We start from the raw sequence: 24,031 nt of genomic DNA on the forward strand, positions 1-24,031 counted from the left end.
CGGCCGGCAGCGGGTCCACGGCCTCCCGGGCGCCGGGCAGTACGGCGTCCACGCACTTGGCGATCTTCCAGGACTCCAGTTTCGCGCAGGCCGGGTAGATCGGGATCAGCTGGTTGGCGAAGGCGGTGGCGGCGTCCCGGTCGGAGGCGTCCGCGCCGAGCGGCTCGTAGGCCGGGTGGGCCAGTTGGAGCTTGCGGTTGAACATCGAGACCTTGCCGGCGAACATCGCCCGGCTGCCGGGCAGCAGCTCCTTGTGCGGCTTGTGCACGCCGGCGCCGAAGAAGACCAGCTGGAGGCGGCCGCTGCCGTCGGTGATGGTGACCTCCAGGCGTTTGCCGCGGCCGCCGTTGAAGGTGTGGATCCGCGCGTCGGCGACCTGCGCGACGACGGTGACGTGCTCGTCGAGCTGGTCGGCGAGCCCCGCGAGGGAGGTCAGCTCGCCGCGCTCGGCGTACCGCCTCGGATAGTGGTGGAGCAGGTCGAGGGCCGTGTGCAGGCCGAGCTGTTCGGCCAGCACCTTGGCGGTGGCGGGGCCGAGCGTCTTCTTGAGGTCTTCGTCGAGCGCGGGCACCCGTTCATTGCACACCATCGCGCCGACACAGCGGCTATTCGACCCCGATCAGCAGCGGGGCGGAGTGCCGGCCGCCCTGGTAGGTGACGGTGTCGACCGCGAGGTGCCCGTGCTGGACGTACGCCTCCAGCCGCTCGGCGAGGGCGTCGGGCGCGTCCGGTCCGAGGACGAGGGTGACGAGTTCGCCGCCGGAGCCGAGCATGCGGGCGAGGACGGCCTCCGCGGTCTCGGCGAGTCCGGAGCCGATGACGGCGACGTCCCCGTCGATGAGGCCGAGCACGTCCCCGGCCTGGCAGATGCCGGCGGAGGTGAAGGACTGCCGTTCGGCTATGGCGAGTTCGGCGTAGCGGGTGGCTCCGGCCGCGGAGGTCATGGCGACCACGTCCTCGTCGAAGCTGCCCTCGGGGTCGTGGACGGCGAGGGCCGCGAGGCCCTGGACGGCGGACCGGGTGGGGATCACCGCGACGCGCACGCCGTCGGCGCGGGCCCGCTCGGCGGCGGCGTGCGCGGCGGCGCGCTGGTCGGGCCCGCCGGGCAGCAGCACGACCTCGCGGGCGTGGGCGCGCCGGATGGCGGCGGCGAGCCCGTCGGCGTCGGGGGCGGCTCCGGGCGGGGCGAGGAGGGTGGTGGCGCCGGCCTCCCCGCACAGGGCGGCGAGGCCCTCGCCGGGGACGACCGCGACGACGGCGCGCTGGGCGCGCTCGGCGGGGGTGCGGCGGCGGCGCTCGTCGCCGAAGTGCGTGATGCGGATCCGGTACGGGCGTCCGGCCTCGACGCCGGCCTCGACGGCGGCTCCGGGGTCGTCGACGTGGACGTGGACGTTCCACAGGCCGTCGCCGCCGACCACGACGAGGGAGTCGCCGAGTCCGTCGAGCCGCTCCCGCAGCCGCGCCACGGCCGGTTCTGCGGCCTCCAGCAGGTACAGCACCTCGTACGCCGGCCCGTCGGGCTCCTCCGCGGCGCCGCACGGCGCGGGCTGCCGCACGGCGGGGGCGGCGGCCGGGCCGCCGACGGCCTCGGCCTCGGGCTCCTGCCCGGACAGCGCCTGCCACAGCGCGCCGAGGACGGCGACGAGCCCGCAGCCGCCGGCGTCGACGACGCCCGCCCGGCCCAGCTCGGCCAGCTGCCGCGGGGTGTCCGCGAGGGCCGCGCGGGCCCCGTCGTAGGCGGCGCGGGCCACGTCCGCGGCGGTTCCGGCGGCGGCCCCGGCGGCCTCGGCGGCCCGCGCCGCCGCCGCGGCGACGGTGAGCATGGTGCCCTCCACCGGGTGCGCGACGGCCTGGTACGCCTCCTGCGCGGCCCGGGTCAGGGCGTGCGCCAGCAGGCGGCCGGGGCCGCGGTGGTCGGCGGGGGTGTCGCCGAGGCCGTCGGCAACGCCGCGCAGCAGCTGGGCGAGGATGGTGCCGGAGTTGCCGCGGGCGCCTATGAGCGCGCCGTGGGCCCAGGCCTGGACGGCCTGTGCGAGGCCCGCGGCGCCGGCGGCGTCCAGGGCGCGGTCGGCGGACTCGGCGGTGAGGTAGAGGTTGGTGCCGGTGTCGGCGTCCGCGACGGGATAGACGTTGATCGCGTCGATGTCGGCGCGGGCCCGGCCCAGCGCGGCCACGGCCAGCGAGCTCCAGGTGCGCACCGCGTCGGCGTCGAACTCGTCGAAGGACTGCAGCTGCGGCTCGTGCGGCACCGGGCGTTCCTCCTTGTGCGGGCCAGGGTTCACCGCAGGGTAACGGGGCGGTGCCGGGACGTCCGGACCGCGGGGCGGGCCGGACGGCGGCCATGGTAGTTTTTTGGGACGGGAGCAGTCGTTGTATGCTGCTCCGGTTGCCCGACGACCGTCGGGTCTTCCCCGGCAAACCACTTCAGATCTCTGATCCGGTGCGCCGGATTTCACTGTAAGTGCATCTGAAGTCTTTGGAGTGACCTGTGGCTGCCAACTGCGACGTTTGCGGCAAGGGGCCGGGCTTCGGCAACAACATCTCGCACTCGCACCGCCGTACGTCCCGTCGCTGGAACCCGAACATCCAGCGCGTGCGTGCCGTGGTCAGTGGGACGCCGAAGCGCCTCAACGCCTGCACCTCGTGCATCAAGGCCGGCAAGGTCTCGCGCTGACGCTCCCACGTCGTAGCGCAGCCCTTCCCGGTTGCCAAGAAGGCCGGTCCACCTCGTGGACCGGCCTTTTGCCTTTCCCGGGAGCCGCGGGGCGCCGCTGATCGCGGATCCGCGATCAGCGGTGCCACTGCCAGGCGTGGCCGACGGGGCCGATGCCGCCGCCGAGCGCGAAGCCGGCGGCGATGGCGCCGGTCACGTACTCCTTGGCCTCCATGACGGCCTGCGGGACGTCCTGCCCCTTGGCGAGTCCGGCCGCGACGGCGCTGGCGAGGGTGCAGCCGGTGCCGTGCGTGTGCCGGTTGTCGTGCCGGGGCGCCCGCAGCCACAGCGCGGTCTCGCCGTCGGTGAGCAGGTCGGCGGCCTCGTCGCCGTGGGCGGCGAGGTGGCCGCCCTTGATGAGCGCCCACTCGGGGCCGAGCGCGAGGACCGCGTCGGCGGCCCGCCGCATGCCGTCCTCGTCCTCCACGACCACGCCGGTGAGCTGCGCCACCTCGTCCAGGTTGGGCGTGGCCACCGTGGCGCGGGGGAGCAGCTCGCGGCGTACGGCGTCCAGGGCCGAGGCGGCGAGCAGCGGGTCGCCGTGCTTGGAGACCCCGACGGGGTCCACGACGGCCGGCGCGCCGGTGCCGGCGAGCAGTGCGGCCACCGTCTCCACGAGGGCCGCGGAGGCGAGCATGCCGGTCTTCACGGCCTGCACGCCGATGTCGTCCGCGACGGCCCGGTACTGGGCGGTGACGGCCTCGGGGGGCAGCTCCCAGACGCCGCGGACGCCGAGGGAGTTCTGCGCGGTGACCGCGGTGACCACGCTCATCCCGTGCACGCCGAGGGCGAGCATGGTCTTGAGGTCGGCCTGGATGCCGGCGCCGCCGCCGGAGTCCGATCCGGCCACGGTCAGGCACAGCGGCGGCGCGTCGCTCATCTCGGGCTCTCCTCGGTGGACGGGTCGGGGCCGAAGTGGTCCCATCCGCCGGTGTTGGTCCAGGGCGCGCCGTCGACGGTCACCTGGGGCAGCGCGGACCGGTTCAGCACCTCCCCGATGACCTTCCAGCGGGCGGGCAGCTTCACGTCGGGCGGGAAGGTCGCCACGATGGCGTGATCCTCTCCCCCGGTGAGCACCCACTGCAAGGGGTCGACGCCGACGGCCTGGCCGATGTCGTGCATCTGCGTCGGGATGTCCACGGCCGCCGAGCGCAGGTCGATCCGCACGGCGCTGGCCTCCGCGATGTGCCCGAGGTCGGCGATCAGGCCATCGCTGACGTCGGTCATCGCGGTGGCGCCGAGACCGGCGGCCGCGGGGCCCGCGTGGTACGGCGGCTCGGGGCGGCGGTGCGCCTCGACGAACGCCCGCGGCGAGCGGAAGCCGCGCGAGAGGACCGCGAAGCCGGCCGCGGACCAGCCGAGCCAGCCGGTGACGGCCACGACGTCGCCGGGCTGGGCGCCGGAGCGCAGCACGGGCTCGTGGTTGCGCAGGTCGCCGAGGGCGGTGATGGAGACGGTGATCGTCTCGCCGCGGACGACGTCGCCGCCGACCACGGCGGCCCCGGCGACCTGGCACTCGTCGCGCAGGCCGTCCATCAGCTCGGTGGGCCAGGTGACCGGCAGTTCGGCCGGGACGACGAGGCCGAGCAGCAGCGCCGTGGGCACGGCGCCCATGGCGGCGATGTCGGCGAGGTTCTGCGCGGCCGCCTTGCGGCCGACGTCGTAGGCGGTGGACCAGTCCCGCCGGAAGTGCCGGCCCTCCAGCAGGATGTCCGTGCTCGCCACGACCCTGCGGTCGGGGGCGGACACCACGGCCGCGTCGTCGCCGGGTCCGAGCCGGACCGCGGGGGTGGTGGTGAGCCGTGAGGTGAGCTCCCGAATGAGCCCGAACTCCCCCAGCTCGCCCACAGTGCCCTTCATCGCTGTGCCCCTTCTTGCCCAGTCCGCTTGCGGTCGCGATCCGTCACAGCTCTGGGTACCGTCAACTGATACGTCAACTTCTGCTCTCCGTACGCCCCGCTGTGCGTGGCGCCGTCCACCCGGGTCTCCCCGCGGCGCGCGGCGACGCGGTACCGTGGCGTCCCTTCTTCCCCGGGCCCGCCCGCTGTCCATGGGCCCACCCTGAGGTTAGGGGACTCGATCCTCGTGGCCGCCCTGGAGGTTCCGTGGTACAGGCGTACATCCTCATCCAGACCGAGGTGGGCAAGGCGTCGTTCGTCGCCGAGTCCATCGGCAAGATCCCGGGGGTGATCCAGGCGGAGGACGTGACCGGCCCGTACGACGTGATCGTCCGCGCCCAGGCCGACACCGTGGACGAGCTCGGGCGCATGGTCGTCGCCAAGGTCCAGCAGGTGGAGGGCATCACCCGCACCCTGACCTGCCCGGTGGTCCATCTGTAGCCCCCGTCTACTCTTGGCCGGTGATGTCCGTACACCGCCGGCCCTTCCGTGTGACCGCCCTGCCCGCCGTGGCCGCGGCGGCCGCCCTGGCGGGCTGCTCCCCCGGCGGCGGGGCCCGTGTGGACCCGCCGCCCGCTCCGCCCGCCGACGTCGCGGGCCACTGTGCGGCGCTGCACGAGAAGCTCCCGGAGACGGTGGCCGGCCTGGCGCGGACCCCGACGGAGCCGGAGTCCGAGCTGACCGCCGCGTGGGGCGGCTCGGCGATCGTACTGCGGTGCGGCGTCCCCAAGCCCGCGAAGATGCTCGATCCGAACCAGGAGGGCATCCACGTGAACGGGGTGGCCTGGCTGCTGGAGAAGCAGGACGACGGGTCGTTCCGGTTCACCACCGGGATGCGGCTGGCGTACACGGAGGTCGTGGTCGGCAAGGAGCACGCCACGGACGCGGGGATGCTGGTCGGGCTGTCCGCCGCGGTGGCCGCCGCCGTTCCCGAGGGGATCGCCTCCTGACCCGCGCCCCGCGCGCACACCGACCGCCCGCCGGGATCCCCGGCGGGCGGTCTGCGTCGTACGGGCCGCGGCCCGGGGCGCCGTCTAGCGCAGCCCCGTGGACCGGCTCAGGGCCGCCTGGATCAGGCGGTCCACCAGCTCCGGGTACGAGACGCCCGACTCCTGCCACATCCGCGGGTACATGGAGATCGGCGTGAACCCGGGCATGGTGTTGATCTCGTTGATGACGAACGTGCCGTCCTCGGTGAGGAAGAAGTCGGCGCGCACCAGGCCCTCGCAGGACGCGGCCTCGAAGGCCTCGACCGCGAGCCGCTGCACCTCGGCGGTCTGCTCCGGGGTGAGCGGGGCCGGCACGATGCCCGCCGCCGAGTCGATGTACTTGGCCTCGAAGTCGTAGAAGTCGTGGCTGGAGACCGGCGGGATCTCGGCGGGCGCGCTCGCGCGCGGGCCGTCCTCGAACTCCAGGACGCCGCACTCGATCTCGCGGCCGCGCAGCAGCGCCTCGACGATGACCTTCGGGTCGTGGCGCTGCGCCTCGCGGATCGCCGCGTCGAGGCCGGAGGCGTCGTCGACCTTGGTGATGCCGATGGAGGAGCCGGCCCGGGCGGGCTTCACGAACAGCGGCCAGCCGTGCTCGGCGGCGAAGTCCAGGATGCGGGCCTTCGCCGCGTCCCGGTCGGCCTGCCACTCGCGGGGGCGGACGGTCAGGTACGGGCCGACGGCCAGGCCGAAGGAGGTGAAGACCCGCTTCATGTACTCCTTGTCCTGGCCGACGGCGGAGGCGAGGACGCCGGAGCCGACATAGGGGACGCCGGAGAGCTCCAGCAGGCCCTGCAGGGTGCCGTCCTCCCCGTACGGGCCGTGCAGCATCGGGAAGACGACGTCGACCTCGCCCAGGGCCTTGGGCACGGCGCCCGGCTCCGTGTAGACGACCTCGCGGCTGGCCGGGTCGACGGACAGCACGACGCCGCCCTCGTCCGATTCGGCGAGTTCGGCGACGCTCGGCAGCCGGCGGTCGGCGATGGCCATCCGCTCGGGCTCGTCGGCGGTCAGCGCCCACCGCCCGTCCGTGGTGATGCCGATGGGCAGCACCTCGTACTTGGAGCGGTCGATGGCGCGCAGCACGGCGCCCGCGGTGACGACCGAGATGGCGTGTTCCGAGCTGCGGCCGCCGAACACGACCGCCACGCGGGGCTTGCGGCCCTGCTGCTCAGGGGACTGGGGGAGGTTCTCGCTGCTCATATCGCCACGAGGGTACCCGCTCGGGCGTCCGGAAAGGAGTCAGCGCCGTTCCGGTTTGGCGCTGCGCGCCATCAGCTCCTTCAGCGCGACCAGCGGCGGCTTGCCGTGGTGGACGATCTCGACGACCGTCTCGGTGATCGGCATGTCGACGCCGTGGCGGCGGGCCAGATCGGCCACCGACTCGCAGGACTTGACGCCCTCGGCGGTCTGCTTGGTGACCGCGATGGTCTCCTCCAGGGTCATGCCGCGGCCGAGGTTGGTGCCGAAGGTGTGGTTCCGGGAGAGCGGCGAGGAGCAGGTGGCGACGAGGTCGCCGAGGCCGGCGAGGCCGGAGAAGGTGAGCGGGTCGGCGCCCATGGCGAGGCCCAGGCGGGTCGCCTCGGCGAGGCCGCGGGTGATCAGGGAGCCCTTGGTGTTGTCGCCGAGGCCCATGCCGTCGGCGATGCCCACGGCGAGGCCGATGACGTTCTTCACCGCTCCGCCGAGCTCGCAGCCGATGACGTCGGTGCTGGTGTAGGGGCGGAAGTAGGGGGTGTGGCAGGCCGCCTGGAGCCGCTGGGCGACGGCCTCGTCGGAGCAGGCGACGACGGCGGCGGCGGGCTGCCGGGCGACGATCTCGCGGGCCAGGTTGGGGCCGGTGACGACGGCGACGCGGGCCGGCGGGACCTTGGCGACCTCCTCGATGACCTCGCTCATCCGCTTGGCGGTGCCCAGTTCGATGCCCTTCATCAGGGAGACGAGGACGGCGTCGGGCGGGAGCAGGGGGGCCCACTCGGCGAGGTTGCCGCGCAGGGTCTGGGAGGGGATGGCGAGGACGGCGAAGTCGGCGCCGCGCGCCGCCTCGGCCGCGTCGGTGGTGGCGCGGATGCCGGCGGGGAGTTCGACGCCGGGGAAGTAGTCCGGGTTGGTCCGGGTGGTGTTGACGGCGTCGGCGAGCTCTTGGCGGCGGCCCCACAGGACCACCTCGCAGCCGGCGTCGGCGAGCACCATGGCGAAGGCGGTTCCCCAGGAGCCGGTTCCGAAGACGGCGGCCTTCACGGGAGCGGTCACTTGTGGTCCTGTTCCGCGGCCTTGCGCCGCTGTTCCGCCCTGGCCTTGCGGTGGTCGTAGGGCTGGTCGGGCGCCTTCTCGCCGCGCAGCTCCTCCAGCTGCCGGGTGATGGCCGCCATGATGGCCTCGGTGGCCTCCTTGAGGACCTCCGGCGTGGGCTCCCGGTCGTAGTACGCGGAGAGGTCCACGGGCGGCCCGGCGAGGACCTGGAGGGTCTTGCGGGGGAAGAGGCGGACCTTGTTCTCCTTGGCGTACGGCGGCATGGCCAGGTTGGCGCCCCACTGGGCCACCGGGATGACCGGCGCCCTGGTCATGAGGGCGACGCGGGCGGCGCCGGTCTTGCCGGCCATCGGCCACATGTCGGGGTCCCGGGTGAGGGTGCCCTCGGGGTAGAAGGCGACGCACTCGCCGCGCTCGATCGCCTCGACGGCGGCCCGGAAGGCGTCCAGGGCGTTGGTGGTCTCCCGGTAGACCGGGATCTGGCCGGAGCCGCGCAGGATGGCGCCGACGAAGGGGACCTTGAACAGGGCGGCCTTGGCGAGGAGGCGCGGCACCCGGCCGGTGTTGTACTGGAAGTGCGCGTAGGACAGCGGGTCCAGGTACGAGTTGTGGTTGACGACGGTGAGGAAACCGCCGTCCGCCGGAATGTGTTCCATTCCCCGCCAGTCCCGCTTGAAGAACACGACCAGCGGCGGTTTTGCGATGACCGCGGCCAGGCGGTACCAGAAGCCGATTCTGCGGCGGGACACTCGGACACCTTCCTCTACGACCGGTGCGCGGCTGGGGCACCTCTTCGGGCCGGACAAGTGTGGCGCCCGGCCCGGTCTCTGTCGAGAACACCGTACGCCCCGCTCAGGCGGGCCGGGCCCCGGGCCGGGGGTCGGGCGACAATGGGCCCCTGCCCGGCGGGCGGACCGCGCCGGGCCGCGGTGCCGGCCCGCGCCGCCGCCCACGGAGGGAAGGAGTCCGCCACGGACGCCGTCTGGAGCCTGGTGATCCCGCTCAAGCCCCTCGCGGTGGCCAAGAGCCGCCTCGCGGCGGCCGTGGGCGCCGCCCGGCCGGGGCTGGCGCTGGCGTTCGCGCAGGACACCGTGGCCGGGGCGCTGGCCTGCCCGGCGGTGCGCGAGGTGGTGGTGGTGACGGACGACGCGGCGGCCGGGGGGGAACTGGCCCGGCTCGGGGCGCGCATCGTGGCGGACGCGCCGGGCGGGGGCCTCAATGCGGCGCTGGCGCACGGGGCGCGCCGGATCCGGGCGGGCCGGCCGCGGGCGGCGGTGGCCGCGATGAACGCGGACCTGCCCGCGCTGCGCCCGGGGGAATTGCTACGCGTGCTCGAAACCGCGTCGGCATTTCCGCGGGCATTTCTCGCGGATGCCGCGGCATTCGGCACGACGCTGCTTTCCGCGGGTCCGGAGTCGGAATTGGCACCCGCGTTCGGCGGCCCGTCGCGGGCTCGGCATTCCGCCTCGGGGGCGGTGGAAATCCCCCTGTCCGGGGTGGAGAGCGTCCGGCGGGACGTGGACACCGGGGCGGACCTGCGGGCGGCGCTCGCGCTGGGGGTGGGGCGGCACACGGCCCGATACAGTGCCCGTATGCAGGCGACCGCGTACACCTACGACCCCACGACCCGCAGCGGCAGCGTGCTGCTGGACGACGGCACTCCGGTGCCGTTCGAGGCGCCCGCCTTCGACGCGGGCGGCCTGCGGCTGCTGCGGCCGGGGCAGCGGGTGCGGATCGAGACGGAGGGGCGCGGGGCGTCCCTGAGGATCACCCTGGTCACCCTGCAGACCTTCTAGGCGGGCCGTCCCTGCGGGCATCCCCGCTCGCCGCGCCTGCTCCGACCTGCGCTCCCACCCGTTCCGACCTGCTCGGACCTGCGCGGACGCACCGCGGGCCGGCTCCCCGAGGGGAGCCGGCCCGGCGTGTGTGCGACGTGCCCGGGGGCTACTTCTTGCGGGCGGTCGTCTTCTTCGCGGTGGCGGTCTTGCGCGCCGTCGCCTTCTTGGCGGGCGCCTTCTTCGCGACGGTCTTCTTCGCCGGCGCGGTCTTCTTCGCGGTGGTCTTCTTCGCTGCGGCGGTGGTCTTCGACGCGGCGGTCTTCGCGGTGGTGGCCTTCTTCGCCGTCGGCGCGGCCTTCTTGGCCGTGGCCGTGGTCTTCTTCGCGGTGGTCTTCTTCGCCGTCGCGGTCTTCGCGGCGGTGGTCGCCTTCTTGGCCGGGGCGGCCTTCTTCGCGGTGGTCTTCTTCGCCGCGGCCTTCTTGACCGTGGAGCGGCTGCCGCCGGCGGCGGCCGCCGCCATCAGGCTGCCCTTGGGGGCCTTCTTCACGGCCACCTCGTCGCCCTTGGGGAGCTTCTTGGTGCCGCTGACCAGGTCCTTGAAGCCCTGGCCCGCGCGGAAGCGGGGAACCGAGGTCTTCTTGACCCGGACGCGCTCACCCGTCTGCGGGTTCCGGGCGTAGCGGGCCGGCCGGTCGACCTTCTCGAACGAGCCGAAGCCGGTGACCGAGACCCGGTCGCCCGCCACGACCGCGCGGACCATGGCGTCCAGTACCGCGTCGACGGCGTCGGCGGCCTGCTGGCGGCCGCCCAGCTTGTCGGCAATCGCTTCTACGAGCTGCGCCTTGTTCACGTCTTCCCCTTCGGAGACCTCGCCAGAACGAATGTGTTCAAGCTTATTTCGCACGTTAGGCGGATATATACCGCAAATCAAACACGAAACGGGCTAATCACCCTAGTGCCGCAACGGGAGTGCCCGTTGCGGAGTTCCTTCGCATCAGTCGCCTTCAGGGAATCGACCCTCGTCGAGGTCCTTCATCAACCTGTCCAGGCGCCTTGCCGCATCGGCGAGGTCGTGCTTCGCCGCGGCGGTGACGACCAGCAGCTTCCGGGACAGCGCCATCCTTACGCCCTCCGGGACTTGCAGCGTGCGCACCCGTGTGTGTGCTTCTTTCAATCGGTCCGCGACGAGTCGGTAGAGCTCCAGTTGACTGTCGCGTTCCATGCACAGATTGTGCCATCTGGGGCGAGTTGTCGCCTCACGGGGCCTCAACACACGGCTGTGCCCCCCGCCCTGGGGCGGGGGGCACAGAGTTCTCGCCGTGATCACCCGGGGGTGAATAAGCGCTGCTCAGACTGTAATCAGGCGCGAATCGTACGCGGCTTGAAGGCGGGCCTGGCGCATTCGTAGGCGGCGATGTCGGCTTCGTTCTGAAGGGTGAGGGAGATGTCGTCCAGGCCCTGCAGCAGACGCCACCGGGCATTGTCGTCGAGCTCGAACTCGGCCTCGATTCCGGCCGCGCGGACCTGCCGGGCGACGAGGTCGACGGTCACCTCGGCGGCCGGGTCGGCCTCGGTCAGCTCCCACAGCCGGTCGACGGTCTCCTGCGGCAGGACCACCGTGAGCAGCCCGTTCTTCAGGGAGTTGCCCCGGAAGATGTCGGCGAAGCGGGAGGAGATCACCGCCTTGAAGCCGAAGTTCTGCAGCGCCCAGACCGCGTGCTCGCGGGAGGAGCCGGTGCCGAAGTCGGGGCCGGCGACCAGCACGGTGGCGCCGGCGCGCTCGGGGCGGTTGGTGATGAAGTCGGGGTCCTTGCGCCAGGCCTCGAAGAGCCCGTCCTCGAACCCGTCGCGGGTGATCTTCTTGAGCCAGTGGGCCGGGATGATCTGGTCGGTGTCGACGTTGCTGCGGCGCAGCGGCACGGCCCGGCCGGTGTGGGTGGTGAAGGCTTCCATGGTTCAGACTCCGGAGGGGGCGTGATCGGCCGAGTTGGCGGACAGGTCGGCGGGCGAGGCCAGGTGGCCCAGGACCGCGGTGGCGGCGGCCACCTGGGGGGACACCAGGTGGGTGCGGCCGCCCTTGCCCTGCCGGCCCTCGAAGTTGCGGTTCGAGGTGGAGGCGGAGCGCTCGCCGGGCGCCAGTTGGTCGGGGTTCATGCCCAGGCACATGGAGCAGCCGGCGTGCCGCCATTCGGCGCCCGCGTCCTTGAAGACCTTGTCCAGGCCCTCCTCCACGGCCTGCAGGGCGACGCGGACCGAGCCGGGGACGACCAGCATCCGTACCCCGTCGGCGACTTTGCGGCCCTTGATGACGCCGGCGACGGCACGGAGGTCCTCGATCCGGCCGTTGGTGCAGGAGCCTACGAAGACGGTGTCGACACGGATGTCGCGCAGGGGCTGCCCGGCGGTCAACCCCATGTACTCCAGGGCCTTTTCGGCCGCGTGGCGCTCCGAGGCGTCCTCGTACGAAGCCGGGTCGGGGACGTTCGCCGACAGCGGCGCGCCCTGGCCCGGGTTGGTGCCCCAGGTGACGAACGGGGACAGGGTGGAGCCGTCGATGACGACCTCCGCGTCGAAGACGGCGTCGTCGTCGGTGCGCAGGGTCTTCCAGTAGGCGACCGCGGCGTCCCAGTCCTCGCCGGTCGGGGCGTGGTCGCGGCCCTTCAGGTAGTCGAAGGTCGTCTGGTCGGGGGCGATCATGCCGGCGCGGGCGCCGGCCTCGATCGACATGTTGCAGACGGTCATGCGGGCTTCCATCGACAGCTTCTCGACGGCCTCGCCGCGGTACTCGATGACGTAGCCCTGGCCGCCGCCGGTGCCGATCCTGGCGATGATCGCCAGGATCAGGTCCTTGGCGGTGACGCCCTCGGCCAGTTCGCCGGTGACGGTGATCGCCATGGTCTTGGGGCGGGCCATGGGCAGCGTCTGGGTGGCCAGGACGTGCTCGACCTGGCTGGTGCCGATGCCGAAGGCGAGGGCGCCGAAGGCGCCGTGCGTCGAGGTGTGGGAGTCGCCGCAGACCACGGTGGTGCCCGGCTGGGTCAGGCCCAGCTGCGGTCCCACGACGTGGACGACGCCCTGCTCGACGTCGCCCAGCGGGTGCAGGCGCACCCCGAACTCGGCGCAGTTCTTGCGCAGCGTCTCCAGCTGGGCCCGGGAGACCGGGTCCGCGATCGGCTTGTCGATGTCGAGGGTGGGGGTGTTGTGGTCCTCGGTCGCGATGGTGAGGTCGAGACGGCGGACCTTGCGGCCGGCCTGCCGCAGGCCGTCGAACGCCTGGGGGCTGGTCACCTCGTGCAGCAGGTGCAGATCGATGAAGAGGAGGTCGGGCTCACCTTCGGCGCGCCGGACGACGTGGTCGTCCCAGACCTTCTCCGCGAGTGTCCTACCCATCGCTTTCCCTCCGGCCGGCCGGTACGGCCTGCGCTTCATAGAGATGTGGTGCGCCTGATCGCCGGTACCCCACGTGCCGGACGACGGCCTCGGACCCAGTGGTTCGTGGACCCGCACATACAGACTCGCTGGTTCTTGGAAAATTTGAACTTGCGTTTCACAGTGTGAGACGTGAATATCGTTTCATGGACAACTCTAGCGGCGTCGGCGTTCTCGACAAGGCAGCTCTGGTTTTGAGCGCACTGGAGTCCGGTCCGGCCACCCTCGCCGGGCTGGTCGCGGCGACAGGGCTCGCACGACCCACGGCACATCGCCTGGCCGTGGCACTGGAACACCACCGGATGGTGGCGAGGGACATGCAGGGCCGGTTCATCCTCGGACCGCGGCTGGCCGAGCTCGCCGCCGCGGCCGGCGAGGACCGGCTGCTGGCCACGGCGGGACCGGTACTGACCCACCTGCGCGACGTGACGGGCGAGAGCGCGCAGCTCTACCGCCGGCAGGGCGACATGCGCATCTGCGTGGCGGCCGCCGAGCGGCTGTCGGGCCTGCGGGACACCGTGCCGGTCGGCTCCACACTGCCGATGAAGGCGGGCTCCGCCGCGCAGATCCTGATGGCCTGGGAGGAGCCGGAGCGGCTGCACCGCGGCCTGCAGGGCGCCCGCTTCACGGCGACGGCGCTGTCGGGCGTGCGGCGCCGCGGCTGGGCGCAGTCGATCGGCGAGCGGGAGCCCGGTGTGGCGTCCGTCTCGGCACCGGTGCGCGGGCCGTCGAACCGCGTGGTGGCGGCCGTGTCGGTCTCCGGGCCGATCGAGCGCCTGACGCGCCACCCGGGCCGGATGCACGCCCAGGCCGTCATCGACGCCGCGGCGCGCCTCACGGAGGCCCTGCGCCGCTCGGGCTGACCCGCCCGCCGCCCTTTCCCCACTCCCCCGGGCCCGGGGGCGCGTACGACGCCGCACACGTCCGAACACGCGCCTCCGGGCCCGCACTTCCGCCCGGGCCGGCAGACGCCGGGAAACACGGAAGAGGCCCTCCGCGATGGACGCGGAGGGCCTCTTCCTCGATGTACCCCCGACCGGATTCGAACCGGCGCTACCGCCTTGAGAGGGCGGCGTGCTAGGCCGCTACACAACGGGGGCGTGCCTTGCAGCTGCTGCTGCACTGCGCTGGGCTACCAGGACTCGAACCTAGAACAAAGGAACCAGAAACCTTCGTGTTGCCAATTACACCATAGCCCAAGGTGGTCTGAACCAGACCTCAGTACCCCCGACCGGATTCGAACCGGCGCTACCGCCTTGAGAGGGCGGCGTGCTAGGCCGCTACACAACGGGGGCCCTAGCGATCCTGCATCAAGATGTCCGGGAGCTACCCAGGACCCCTCGCGGGAAGGATCTGTACCCCCGACCGGATTCGAACCGGCGCTACCGCCTTGAGAGGGCGGCGTGCTAGGCCGCTACACAACGGGGGCAAAGCACTGCGTTACTGCTGCACTGCGCTGGGGTACCAGGACTCGAACCTAGAATAAGGGAACCAGAAACCCTCGTGTTGCCAATTACACCATACCCCACCAGAAGTCAATCCCCTGTGGGGACTTTCTTCGGGCTGCGTCTCCGGCTCCGGCCTTTCGGCCCGCCCCGGCGGCGCAGAAAGAACATTACCGGATGGCTGACCGTGCTCCAAAACGGGTATCCCGCGCCAGCACCTCCGGGAGCTGGGCGAGCCCCGCGATCCGGTGCACTCCGTCCGGCCCGGGGCCGCGTACGCCGTCGCGATCCAGCCACACCGCGGTCAGGCCGGCGTCCCGGGCGCCCCGGGCGTCGATCTCCGGCTGGTCGCCCACGTACGCGACCTCGGCAGGCGGCAGCCCGAGTGCCTCGCAGGCGGCGAGGAAGGCGGCGGCCTCCGGCTTGCTGACGCCCAGCTCTGCGGCGCACAACAGCACTTCGAAGCGTTCGCGCAGGCCCAGGTGGCGGAGTTTGGCGTCCTGGTTGGCGGTGGAGGAGTTCGAGAGCACGCCGTGCCGGTAGCGGCCCGCCAGCGCGTCCAGGGCGGGCAGGACGTCCGGGAAGACCGCCCAGGCGGCCTTGTAGTGCTCGACGTACCGGTCGAACCAGGCGTCGGCCTCGGCGTCGGCCATCGCCGGCTCCCCGAGGAAGTCCCGCACCCTGTCGCGCCGCTGCCCCTGGAACGTGGTCTTCCCGGCCGCGAAGCGGTCCCACTGGCGGACCGTGGCCTCCCGCCACAGCGCGAGGGCCTCGGCGGGCGACCCGTAGCGCTCCCCCAGCCCCACCTCCGCGAGCCGGCGGGCGAGCCCGGCGGTGTCCGCCCCGGTGTAGTCGAACAGGGTGTCGTCGATGTCCCACAGCACGGCGCGGATCGGCATACCGCCGAGGCTACCCCCCGGCGCGCGCCTGCCGGGGGCGTACGGGGAATCCGGCCGGGCCGGCGGCCGGGTCCCGCGGAGGACGCCGCAGGGGGCGGCCTCCGGGGGTTTCCGGAGGCCGCCCCCTGCGGGACGGGCGAACCGCGGATCAGGCGGCGGTGGCGGCCAGCTTCGCCAGGGCGGCGTCGATGCGCGCCAGCGAGCGCTCCCTGCCCAGGATCTGCAGGGACTCGAAGAGCGGCAGGCCGACGGTGCGGCCGGTGACGGCGACGCGGACCGGGGCCTGCGCCTTGCCGAGCTTCAGGCCGTGGGCCTCGCCCGCGGCGAGGACGGCCTGCTTGAGCGACTCCGGGTCGCTCCAGTCGGCCGTCTCCAGGCGGGCGCGGGCCGAGGTGAGCAGGCCCGCCGGGTCGCCCTTCATGGCCTTGTCCCAGGAGGCCTGGTCCTCGACCGGCTCCTTGCGGAAGAGGAAGTCGACGTTCGCGGTGATGTCCGACAGGACGGTCACCCGGGTCTGGGCGTACGGCGCGATGGCCGCCCAGGCGTCGGCGTCGAACTCCTCGGGCTCCCAGTTGGCGAAGGGCGCCTGCAGCCACGGGGCGCAGGCGTCGGCGAAGGCCTTCTCGTCCAGCCGCCGGATGTGGTCGGCGTTGATCGCCTCGGCCTTCTTCAGGTCGAAGCGGGCCGGGTTGGCGTTGACGCCGTCGATGTCGAACTTCGCCACCATCTCCTCGATCGAGAAGACGTCCTGGTCCTTGGAGAAGGACCAGCCGAGCAGCGAGAGGTAGTTCAGCAGCCCCTCGGGCAGGAAGCCGCGCTCGCGGTAGAGGTTGAGCGAGGACTCCGGGTCGCGCTTGGAGAGCTTCTTGTTGCCCTCGCCCATGACGTACGGCAGGTGGCCGAACTGCGGGACGGCCTTGGCGACGCCGAGCTCGATGAGCGCCTTGTACAGGGCGATCTGGCGCGGGGTGGAGGAGAGCAGGTCCTCGCCGCGCAGGACGTGGGTGATCTCCATCAGCGCGTCGTCGACCGGGTTGACGAGGGTGTAGAGCGGGGCGCCGTTGGCGCGCAGGATGCCGAAGTCCGGCACGTTCTCCGGGGTGAAGGTCAGCTCGCCGCGGACCAGGTCGGTGAAGGTGATCGGCTCGTCGGGCATCCGGAAGCGGACGATCGGCGTGCGGTGCTCGCCCTGGTAGGCCTCCACCTGGACGGCGGTCAGCTCGCGGCAGTGGCCGTCGTAGCCGGAGGGCTTGCCGGCGGCGCGGGCGGCCGCGCGGCGGGCGTCGAGCTCCTCGGTGGTGCAGTAGCAGTCGTAGGCGTAGCCGCCGTCCTTGAGCTTCTTCGCGACGTCCGCGTAGATCTCCATGCGCTGCGACTGGCGGTACGGGGCGTGCGGGCCGCCCACCTCGGGGCCCTCGTCCCAGGTGAAGCCGAGCCAGCGCAGCGAGTCCAGCAGCTGGACGTACGACTCCTCGGAGTCGCGGGCCGCGTCGGTGTCCTCGATGCGGAAGACGAACGTGCCGCCGTGGTGGCGGGCGAACGCCCAGTTGAACAGGGCGGTGCGGACCAGGCCCACGTGGGGGTTGCCGGTCGGCGAGGGACAGAAACGTACGCGGACGGGGGTCGCGTTAGCCACGCTTGATCACCTTGTTGGTGAGAGTGCCGATGCCTTCGATGGTGACGGCGACCTCGTCGCCGACGCTGAGGGGGCCGACTCCGGCCGGGGTCCCCGTGAGGATGACGTCGCCGGGCAGCAGCGTCATCGCCTCGCTGATGTGGACGACGAGGTCCTCGACGGAGCGGACCATGTCGGCGGTGCTGCCGAGCTGGCGCTGCTCGCCGTTGACGGTGCACTGGACGGCCAGGCCCGCGGCGACGGCCGCCGGGTCGATGCCGGTCTCGATCCAGGGGCCGAGCGGGCAGGCGCCGTCGAAGCCCTTGGCCCGGGCCCACTGCTGCTCGCGCTTCTGCACGTCGCGGGCGGTGGCGTCGTTGGCGCAGGTGAAGCCGAGGACGACCTCGGCCACCCGCTCGCGGGGGACCTCGCGGCACATCCGGCCGATCACGACGGCGAGCTCCGCCTCGTGGTGGACGTCCTGGGAGAAGGAGGGGTAGGGGATCGGGTCGCCGGGTCCGATCACCGAGGTCGACGGCTTGAAGAAGGTGATCGGCGCGTCGGGGACGGCGTTGCCGAGCTCCGCCGCGTGCTCCGCGTAGTTGCGGCCGACGGCCACGACCTTGTTCGGGAGCACGGGCGGCAGCAGCCGGACCTTGCTCAGCGGGACCTTCGTGCCGGACAGCTCGAAGTCCGCGAACGGGATGCCCTTGATGATGTCGAGGACGGGCTCGCCTCCGGCGCCGGGGGCCGAGTCGCCCTCGACCGCGCCGAACGCGACATTGCCGTCGATCGAGAACCTGGCGATGCGCACGCTTTGCGTCTGCCCCTCTGTCATTTCCGCTGGCTGGAGTCTGCGGACTCCAGGCTAACGCGGTGGGAGGCGGGGCCCGGCGCTCTTCCCGCCGGCGGCCCGTCGCGGGACGCCGGCGGTCGCGCGCCCGCTGGCTGCCGTGCTACGGGGCGGCGGGGGCGGCTGCCGGGGCGTCCATGAGGACGGTGCGGCGCGGGTTCGCCGTCTGGGTGGGCAGCTCGACGGCGTGCTCCGGAGCCTGGGGCGCCTGCAGTTCCTCGGCGTCCTTGAGGTGCGCGAGGGTGGTGCGGCGCGGGTTGGCTATGTTGCGGAACATCATCGTCGTCTTCATCGGAGTCTCGGGCCTCGGCTCGGTCGTCGGGTGGGGTTGTCGGTTCCTTCAACCCTGTAAAGGGCAAGGCTAAACATCGGAATCCCCGCCTGAACCGGGAAGTATTGGCCACGGTCATGTGAGTTTGCTCACCAGCGACCCGGCAATACGGACATAACAGGCAGTCAACTAGGGGCGCCGAAACGGACATTGCGCCACTGAATAAGCCATTCCGCTCCTGATCATTACGACTGGGACACCTTGCCAGCCGTGGCGTTTGGACGGCGTAAGTCCGATTCACCCCGAAAGGTCTCGCACCCTGCGTAGTTCGGCGATCACATGGTGTGGCCGACTCCGGGGGCCGACACGCGCACCTTGTTGGAGATCCGCCACTGTGCTGGAATTCGCGGGACCGCCGCGGGAGAACCCCGGCGCGCAGGTGGCGCGAGACCGCGCCGCGCGGCGGTAACGGAAGGATGACGCGCCGGTCACCGACGACCACCATGGGGCCGCAAGCAAGCGCCCCACGACTCGACACCGTCCCACCGTCGCCCGGCGGGACGCCTGGTCCAGAGGTTGCGACGCTAGTGCAGGGACGATTCAAGCGGGATGGCAAGGGGTCTCCCCAGGCCCTTCAGGGCCGAGGGGAAGCTGCGGCGGAGCAGGAGCCTCGCGGCGGGACCGACCGAGGCTCCTCGCCCCAGCACGCCCAAGGCCGCGGGCCGGCCCTCGAAGGTGCGGCCCCCGACGCCGCCGGCGCGAAGGGCGGCGTGAAGAGCAAGGCCACCCGCATCAAGGCCCGGGGCAAGAGCAAGGGCAAGGCCGCGGCCGAGTCCCCGGCCGAGAAGGACACCGCGATACCCGCGGCCCCTCCCGGGCCCGGCTCCCGCCTGCACATGCAGAACTGGCGCATCAGCACGCGCCTGGTGTCGCTGCTGACCCTCCCCGTCGTCGCCGCCACCAGCCTCGGCGGCTTCCGTATCAACGACTCGCTCAACGACATCGAGCAGCTGGAGCACATGCAGCTGCTGACGACGATGACCCGGCAGGCCACCAACCTGGCCGCCGCGCTCCAGGAGGAGCGCGACCGCTCCGCGGGTCCGCTGTCGACCGACAAGTCCGGCAAGATGGACACGCTCGTCACGGGTGTCCGTGCGCAGACCGACGCCGCCGCGAAGGCCTTCGCCAACGCGACCGAGCGCGTCGACAGCGCCGAGGACAAGGACGAGACGCTCAAGTCGATCCGCAACAACATCCTGCAGATCGGCCGCCAGCTCGTCAGCCTGGACACGGTCCGCAAGAACGCCTACCAGAACGGCGCGCAGCAGACCGTCACCGAGTACAACCAGCTGATCGTCTCGCTGCTCTCGCTCTCCCAGGACATGGCGCAGGCCACCTCCAGCCCCGAGATGATCAAGCGTACGCGCGCCCTGGCGGCGTTCTCCTCCGCCAAGGAGTACGCCTCGATCCAGCGCGCCATCATCGCCGCCTCGCTGCCCGACGGCGGCGAGAAGACCGGCAACCTCACCGAGAACGACCGCCTGTACGCCCTCTCCGCGCAGCGCGGCGAGGGCCAGGCCAAGAAGACCTTCGAGCTCGTCTACCAGGGCAACTCCGAGGACCTCCTCGCGGCGCTCGGCGACGGCAACCCCGAGATCGGCAAGGCGGACCACTACACCCGCCGTGTCCTGTCGAACCCCAACCAGTTCGCCAAGGAGACGCAGTACCGCTCCTGGATGGACTGGTACGACGCGGACGACACCAAGCTCCAGGCCATGAAGGTCATCGAGCTGACCCTGCTCGAGGACATGGAGCAGAAGGCCCGCGAGCTGAAGAACGAGTCGCAGCGCGACGCCATCATCAACGGTGCGCTGATCCTCCTCGTCCTCGGCGTGTCCCTCGTCGGCGCGTTCGTCATGGCCCGGTCCATGATCGGCTCGCTGCGCCGCCTGCAGGACACCGCGACCCGGGTCGCCCAGGACCGCCTGCCCGAGCTCGTCAAGCAGCTCTCCGAGTCCGACCCGCAGGACGTCGACACGTCCGTGGAGTCCGTCGGCCTGCACACCCGCGACGAGATCGGCCAGGTGGCCGCGGCCTTCGACGACGTGCACCGCGAGGCGGTCCGCCTCGCCGCCGAGCAGGCCCTCCTGCGGGGCAACGTCAACGCGATGTTCACCAACCTCTCGCGCCGCTCGCAGGGCCTCATCCAGCGCCAGCTCTCGCTCATCTCCGAGCTGGAGTCCCGCGAGGCCGACCCGGACCAGCTGTCCTCGCTCTTCAAGCTCGACCACCTCGCCACCCGCATGCGCCGCAACGGCGAGAACCTCCTCGTCCTCGCGGGCGAGGAGCCGGGCCGCCGGTGGACGCGCCCCGTGCCGCTCGTCGACGTGCTCCGCGCCGCGGCGTCCGAGGTGGAGCAGTACGAGCGCATCGAGCTGGCGTCGGTGCCGGGCACCGACGTCGCGGGCCGCGTCGTCAACGACCTCGTGCACCTGCTCGCCGAGCTGCTGGAGAACGCCACGTCGTTCTCCTCCCCGCAGACCAAGGTGAAGGTCACCGGCCACGCGCTGCCCGACGGCCGCGTGCTGGTCGAGATCCACGACACCGGCATCGGCCTGTCCCCCGAGGACCTCGCCGCGATCAACGAGCGGCTCGCCGCACCGCCGACCGTGGACGTCTCCGTCTCCCGCCGCATGGGCCTCTTCGTGGTCGGCCGCCTGTCCCTGCGACACGGCATCCGCATCCAGCTGCGCCCGTCCGACTCGGGCGGCACCACGGCCCTCGTCATGCTGCCGGTGGACGTCGCCCAGGGCGGCAAGAAGCCGGGCGGCCCCGGCGGTCCCGGCGGCCAGGGCGCCGCGGGTCCGCAGGGCGGTCCCGGTGCCCCCGCGGGCCAGAGCTCCGGCCCGGCCGGCGGTGCACGCCAGGGCGTAGGCGCCGCTCCCCAGCGCAGCGGTGTGGCCGCGGCCATGGGCCAGCGCGCGGCACTGGCCGGCCAGCGCGGCGCGGGCGGCCCGCAGGGCGGCCGCCCGCAGCAGGGCGCTCCCGGCGGCCGCCCCCAGGGCGGCCCCGGCATGCCCGCCGCTCCGGCGGGGCAGGACCAGGGCGGCTTCGGCGGCGGTGCCCCGATGCCGAACCGCGCTCCGGCCGGCGGCCCCGGCCAGGGCCCGGGCGCCCCGGGCGGTCCGGGGGCTTCCGGGCTCCAGCAGCGCCCCGCTGCGGCTCCCCCGGCTTCCGCACCCGCCGGCTTCGCGCAGGGCAGCGGCTTCGAGCGGCCGCAGCCGCCGCAGCCCGCGGCCCCCTCGGGTCCGGCCTCCGCTCCCGCGGCGCCCCCCGCGGCCCCGGCCCAGCGCGGCCCGCGGCCGCAGCTTCCGCCGCGCGGCGGCGCCGCCCGCCCGGAACTGCCGGGCACGGGTGCCCCGCAGACCACCAGCTGGGGCGCCGACCCGGCGCGCCAGGGCGGCCAGGGCGGCCAGGACTTCCCGCGCGGCCACGACGAGCTCTCGGGCCCCGGCTCGACGGCGGAGTTCCCGCGCCCGGACTTCAACGCCCCGCCCCCGCAGGGCATGGGCGGCAACAGCACGACGGGGCAGTTCGCACGTCCCGACGCGCGCGCCGCGGACCCGTCCGCGACGGGCCAGTTCGCCCGCCAGGACTTCCAGGCCCCGCGGCCCGGCGGCCCCGGCGCCGGCGGCTTCGCCCCGCAGCAGCCGCAGCAGCAGCCCCAGCCCCCGCAGCTGCCGCAGCCGCAGCAGCCCGAGGCGCTGCCGCCGGCTCCCGGCCGCGGCCCCGAGCGCAGCCCGATCTTCGAGTCGCTGGAGTCGAACTGGTACCAGCCGGAGGGCCACCGCCCCACCGGCCAGGTGCCGGCCGTGCCCCAGCAGCCGCAGGCCGCCGGGGCGGCGGCCTGCGGCTGCTGGGGCACGGCCGGCACCGCGCAGCAGCAGACCGACACTCAGGCCGGTCCCCAGGTCTCGCGCGCCCCGGACGACGTCCGCGGCCGTCTGACCAACCTCCGACGCGGTATCCAGCAGGGCCGCCAGGCCGGAAACAACGGCCCGGCGACCGGCAGCTACCACATCGACCCCACTTACCAGCAGGAGCGTTAGTTGAGTTCGATGAGCCAGGCGGCACAGAACCTGAACTGGTTGATCACCAACTTCGTGGACAACACCCCCGGGGTGTCCCACACGGTGGTGGTCTCCGCCGACGGCCTCCTTCTGGCGATGTCCGACGGATTCCCGCGCGACCGCGCCGACCAGCTGGCGGCCGTGGCCTCCGGACTGACCTCGCTGACCGCCGGAGCCTCCCGCATCTTCGAGGGCGGGCCCGTCAACCAGACCGTGGTCGAGATGGACCGGGGATTCCTCTTCCTCATGTCCATCTCCGACGGGTCCTCGCTCGCGGTGCTCGCGCACCCCGAGTGCGACATCGGCCTCGTCGGCTACGAGATGGCCCTCCTCGTCGACCGCGCAGGCACGGTCCTCACCCCGGACCTGCGCGCCGAGCTCCAGGGAAGCCTGCTCATCTGACCCACCATCCCCCGGCCGGACGGTACTTCCGGCCGGGGGACCGGGGCCCCGCCCCGGGATCCAGTACCACCGCCAGGCCGTCATACCGTCCCCCCACCGGCCGCCCCGTCAGACGGCACGCTGACCACTGCTGTCCAGCCCGGAGGATCAATGACCCCGCCCCCCGCCTACTCCGATGCGTACGACGACTCGTCGTACTCGGAGGGCGACCAGCCGCTTGTGCGCCCGTACGCGATGACGGGCGGCCGGACCCGGCCCCGCTACCAGCTCGCCATCGAGGCGCTGGTCAGCACGACCGCCGATCCGATGCACCTGTCCGGCCTGCTGCCCGAGCACCAGCGCATCTGCACGCTGTGCCGCGAGGTCAAGTCGGTCGCGGAGGTCTCCGCCCTGCTGTCGATGCCACTCGGCGTGGCGCGCATCCTGGTGGCCGACCTGGCAGAGGCCGGCATGGTGGCCATCCACCAGCCGGGCAACGGAGAGGCCGGCGGTACGCCGGACGTGACACTGCTCGAAAGGGTGCTCAGTGGACTTCGCAAGCTCTAACGGCGGGGCGGCTCGCTCCACCACCTCCGCGAAGATCGTGGTGGCGGGGGGCTTCGGCGTGGGCCAGACCACCTTCGTCGGCGCGGGCTCCGGGATCAACCCCCTGCGCCCCAACGCCGTCAGAACGCGCGCCTCCGCCGGCATCGACGACCTCACCCACACCGGGGACAAGACGACCACCACCGTCGCCATGGACTTCGGCCGCATCACCCTGGACCAGGACCTCATCCTCTACCTGTTCGGCACCCCCGGACAGGACCGCTTCTGGTTCATGTGGGACGACCTCGTCCGCGGCGCCATCGGCGCCGTCGTCCTCGTCGACACCCGCCGACTCGCCGACTGCTTCCCCGCCGTCGACTACTTCGAAAACAGCGGCCTCCCCTTCGTCATCGCCCTCAACGGCTTCGACGGACACCAGCCCTACACCCCCGAAGAAGTCCGCGAAGCACTCCAGATCGGCCCCGACGCCCCCATCATCACCACCGACGCCCGCCACCGCGCCGACGCCAAGAGCGCCCTCATCACGCTCGTCGAACACGCCCTCATGGCACGGCTGAAGTAACGGGGCGGGCATGTGTGCGCGGCGGGGCGGGCTGTGTCGTACGACACGGCCCGCCCTGCTCGTTCATAACGTTTCGACAGAGAATTGCCCGCTGCCGGGCACGGGGTGCGGTCGGGTGGTACCGCTGTGCGCACGAGCGTTCCCGTTTTCACCGCCGGTCACTCTTTATGTCCGTTTTACGTAGGCCGTCGGGCCGTCCGGGCCGCACGGCCGGACTGTTTGGAACACGGCCGTTCACCGTGCTGGAA

The 24,031-nt window shown here is 72.6% G+C and carries 23 protein-coding genes, 5 tRNA genes and 1 pseudogene; 9 read left to right on the top strand and 20 right to left on the bottom strand.

The features are described 5' to 3' along the window. Together EF903_RS03615 and EF903_RS03620 are read right to left on the bottom strand one after the other, a co-directional pair. The coding region (locus EF903_RS03615) for an OB-fold nucleic acid binding domain-containing protein (protein ID WP_260614769.1) at positions 1–571 on the bottom strand (571 nt) is incomplete at its 3' end. A gap of 34 nt (positions 572–605) precedes the next feature. Continuing rightward, a complete protein-coding gene (locus tag EF903_RS03620) occupies positions 606–2,249 on the bottom strand; it encodes a DAK2 domain-containing protein (protein WP_185902507.1) in 1,644 nt (547 codons plus the stop codon). A 239-nt stretch (positions 2,250–2,488) separates the two neighbouring features. Here EF903_RS03620 and rpmB point away from each other — a divergent pair, with 239 nt between their 5' ends. Next, entirely contained in the window at positions 2,489–2,674 is a 186-nt protein-coding gene (gene rpmB, locus EF903_RS03625) for a 50S ribosomal protein L28 (RefSeq protein ID WP_064070327.1), read from the top strand. Between the two features lie 115 nt (positions 2,675–2,789). Here rpmB and thiD read toward each other — a convergent pair whose 3' ends face one another. Further along, positions 2,790–3,593, bottom strand: a complete 804-nt coding sequence (gene thiD / locus EF903_RS03630) for a bifunctional hydroxymethylpyrimidine kinase/phosphomethylpyrimidine kinase (RefSeq protein ID WP_125541128.1) — start codon at positions 3,591–3,593, stop codon at positions 2,790–2,792. After that, a complete protein-coding gene (locus tag EF903_RS03635; protein ID WP_125541129.1) occupies positions 3,590–4,573 on the bottom strand; it encodes a thiamine-phosphate kinase in 984 nt (327 codons plus the stop codon). Before EF903_RS03635 ends, thiD begins: the two co-directional genes overlap by 4 nt. Before the next feature lie 245 nt (positions 4,574–4,818). On the opposite strand from EF903_RS03635, the gene EF903_RS03640 reads away from it, so the two are divergent. Together EF903_RS03640 and EF903_RS03645 are read left to right on the top strand one after the other, a co-directional pair. After that, a complete protein-coding gene (locus EF903_RS03640; protein WP_114054348.1) occupies positions 4,819–5,052 on the top strand; it encodes an Lrp/AsnC family transcriptional regulator in 234 nt (77 codons plus the stop codon). Positions 5,053–5,075: 23 nt separating this feature from the next. Then, on the top strand, positions 5,076–5,561 hold the full coding sequence (locus tag EF903_RS03645) for a DUF3515 domain-containing protein (protein ID WP_125541156.1): 486 nt from the start codon (positions 5,076–5,078) through the stop codon (positions 5,559–5,561). Between the two features lie 84 nt (positions 5,562–5,645). On the opposite strand, the gene EF903_RS03650 is transcribed toward EF903_RS03645, so the two are convergent. The 3 genes from EF903_RS03650 to EF903_RS03660 are packed head-to-tail and all read right to left on the bottom strand — an operon-like array spanning position 5,646 to position 8,602. Continuing rightward, positions 5,646–6,803 carry a D-alanine--D-alanine ligase family protein gene (locus EF903_RS03650; protein WP_125541130.1) on the bottom strand — a complete coding sequence of 386 codons (1,158 nt, stop codon included), beginning with the start codon at positions 6,801–6,803 and terminating at the stop codon, positions 5,646–5,648. 39 nt (positions 6,804–6,842) lie between these two features. Beyond that, positions 6,843–7,853 (bottom strand): NAD(P)H-dependent glycerol-3-phosphate dehydrogenase, encoded by a 1,011-nt coding sequence (locus EF903_RS03655; protein ID WP_114054345.1) that lies wholly within the window; start codon positions 7,851–7,853, stop codon positions 6,843–6,845. Next, positions 7,850–8,602, bottom strand: coding sequence for a 1-acyl-sn-glycerol-3-phosphate acyltransferase (locus tag EF903_RS03660; RefSeq protein ID WP_125541131.1), 753 nt, complete (start codon positions 8,600–8,602; stop codon positions 7,850–7,852). The genes EF903_RS03655 and EF903_RS03660 overlap by 4 nt, the downstream gene beginning before the upstream one ends. 141 nt (positions 8,603–8,743) lie before the next feature. Between EF903_RS03660 and cofC the strand changes: the two are divergent. Next, a pseudogene (gene cofC, locus EF903_RS03665) lies at positions 8,744–9,442 on the top strand (2-phospho-L-lactate guanylyltransferase); the annotation flags it as partial. 355 nt (positions 9,443–9,797) lie between these two features. Here cofC and EF903_RS03670 read toward each other — a convergent pair. The 4 genes from EF903_RS03670 to leuC all read right to left on the bottom strand — a co-directional run bounded on the left by EF903_RS03670 (position 9,798) and on the right by leuC (position 13,021). Continuing rightward, a complete protein-coding gene (locus tag EF903_RS03670) occupies positions 9,798–10,481 on the bottom strand; it encodes an HU family DNA-binding protein (RefSeq protein ID WP_125541132.1) in 684 nt (227 codons plus the stop codon). Between the two features lie 144 nt (positions 10,482–10,625). Further along, positions 10,626–10,853 carry a hypothetical protein gene (locus EF903_RS03675; RefSeq protein ID WP_114054341.1) on the bottom strand — a complete coding sequence of 76 codons (228 nt, stop codon included), beginning with the start codon at positions 10,851–10,853 and terminating at the stop codon, positions 10,626–10,628. A gap of 137 nt (positions 10,854–10,990) precedes the next feature. Beyond that, positions 10,991–11,584 (bottom strand): 3-isopropylmalate dehydratase small subunit, encoded by a 594-nt coding sequence (leuD, locus tag EF903_RS03680; protein ID WP_125541133.1) that lies wholly within the window; start codon positions 11,582–11,584, stop codon positions 10,991–10,993. 3 nt (positions 11,585–11,587) lie between these two features. Next, a complete protein-coding gene (leuC, locus tag EF903_RS03685; RefSeq protein ID WP_125541134.1) occupies positions 11,588–13,021 on the bottom strand; it encodes a 3-isopropylmalate dehydratase large subunit in 1,434 nt (477 codons plus the stop codon). A gap of 185 nt (positions 13,022–13,206) precedes the next feature. Between leuC and ndgR the strand changes: the two genes are divergently transcribed. Next, positions 13,207–13,923: an IclR family transcriptional regulator NdgR gene (gene ndgR / locus EF903_RS03690; protein ID WP_030304142.1), complete on the top strand. Its 717-nt coding sequence runs from the start codon at positions 13,207–13,209 to the stop codon at positions 13,921–13,923. A gap of 164 nt (positions 13,924–14,087) precedes the next feature. Here the strand turns inward: ndgR and EF903_RS03695 are convergent. The 9 genes from EF903_RS03695 to EF903_RS03735 all read right to left on the bottom strand — a co-directional run bounded on the left by EF903_RS03695 (position 14,088) and on the right by EF903_RS03735 (position 18,164). Beyond that, positions 14,088–14,160 (bottom strand) — tRNA-Glu (locus EF903_RS03695). 27 nt (positions 14,161–14,187) lie between these two features. After that, a tRNA-Gln gene (locus tag EF903_RS03700) sits at positions 14,188–14,259 on the bottom strand. Positions 14,260–14,282: 23 nt separating this feature from the next. Then, a tRNA-Glu gene (locus EF903_RS03705) sits at positions 14,283–14,355 on the bottom strand. Positions 14,356–14,416: 61 nt separating this feature from the next. Beyond that, a tRNA-Glu gene (locus EF903_RS03710) sits at positions 14,417–14,489 on the bottom strand. 27 nt (positions 14,490–14,516) lie between these two features. Then, positions 14,517–14,588: transfer RNA gene (locus tag EF903_RS03715), tRNA-Gln, on the bottom strand. An 87-nt stretch (positions 14,589–14,675) separates the two neighbouring features. Next, positions 14,676–15,404 (bottom strand): HAD family hydrolase, encoded by a 729-nt coding sequence (locus EF903_RS03720; protein ID WP_125541135.1) that lies wholly within the window; start codon positions 15,402–15,404, stop codon positions 14,676–14,678. Positions 15,405–15,552: 148 nt separating this feature from the next. Continuing rightward, positions 15,553–17,040 carry a glutamate--tRNA ligase gene (gene gltX / locus EF903_RS03725; RefSeq protein ID WP_125541136.1) on the bottom strand — a complete coding sequence of 496 codons (1,488 nt, stop codon included), beginning with the start codon at positions 17,038–17,040 and terminating at the stop codon, positions 15,553–15,555. Beyond that, positions 17,033–17,833: a fumarylacetoacetate hydrolase family protein gene (locus EF903_RS03730; RefSeq protein WP_125541137.1), complete on the bottom strand. Its 801-nt coding sequence runs from the start codon at positions 17,831–17,833 to the stop codon at positions 17,033–17,035. Before EF903_RS03730 ends, gltX begins: the two co-directional genes overlap by 8 nt. Positions 17,834–17,975: 142 nt before the next feature. Continuing rightward, the gene (locus EF903_RS03735; RefSeq protein WP_125541138.1) at positions 17,976–18,164 is read right to left on the bottom strand and encodes a hypothetical protein; all 189 of its coding nucleotides are present in this window, start codon (positions 18,162–18,164) and stop codon (positions 17,976–17,978) included. 566 nt (positions 18,165–18,730) lie between these two features. Here EF903_RS03735 and EF903_RS03740 point away from each other — a divergent pair. From EF903_RS03740 to EF903_RS03755, 4 genes are all read left to right on the top strand, one after another. Beyond that, entirely contained in the window at positions 18,731–22,252 is a 3,522-nt protein-coding gene (locus EF903_RS03740) for a nitrate- and nitrite sensing domain-containing protein (protein WP_260614771.1), read from the top strand. A gap of 9 nt (positions 22,253–22,261) precedes the next feature. Continuing rightward, the gene (locus EF903_RS03745) at positions 22,262–22,675 is read left to right on the top strand and encodes a roadblock/LC7 domain-containing protein (RefSeq protein ID WP_125541158.1); all 414 of its coding nucleotides are present in this window, start codon (positions 22,262–22,264) and stop codon (positions 22,673–22,675) included. A gap of 150 nt (positions 22,676–22,825) precedes the next feature. Next, entirely contained in the window at positions 22,826–23,221 is a 396-nt protein-coding gene (locus EF903_RS03750) for a DUF742 domain-containing protein (RefSeq protein WP_125541140.1), read from the top strand. After that, positions 23,202–23,783: an ATP/GTP-binding protein gene (locus tag EF903_RS03755; protein ID WP_125541141.1), complete on the top strand. Its 582-nt coding sequence runs from the start codon at positions 23,202–23,204 to the stop codon at positions 23,781–23,783. The genes EF903_RS03750 and EF903_RS03755 overlap by 20 nt, the downstream gene beginning before the upstream one ends. Positions 23,784–24,031: the final 248 nt, after the last annotated feature.

It is taken from the genome of Streptomyces sp. WAC05292 (genome assembly GCF_003949955.1).
GTDB lineage: Bacteria > Actinomycetota > Actinomycetes > Streptomycetales > Streptomycetaceae > Streptomyces > Streptomyces globosus.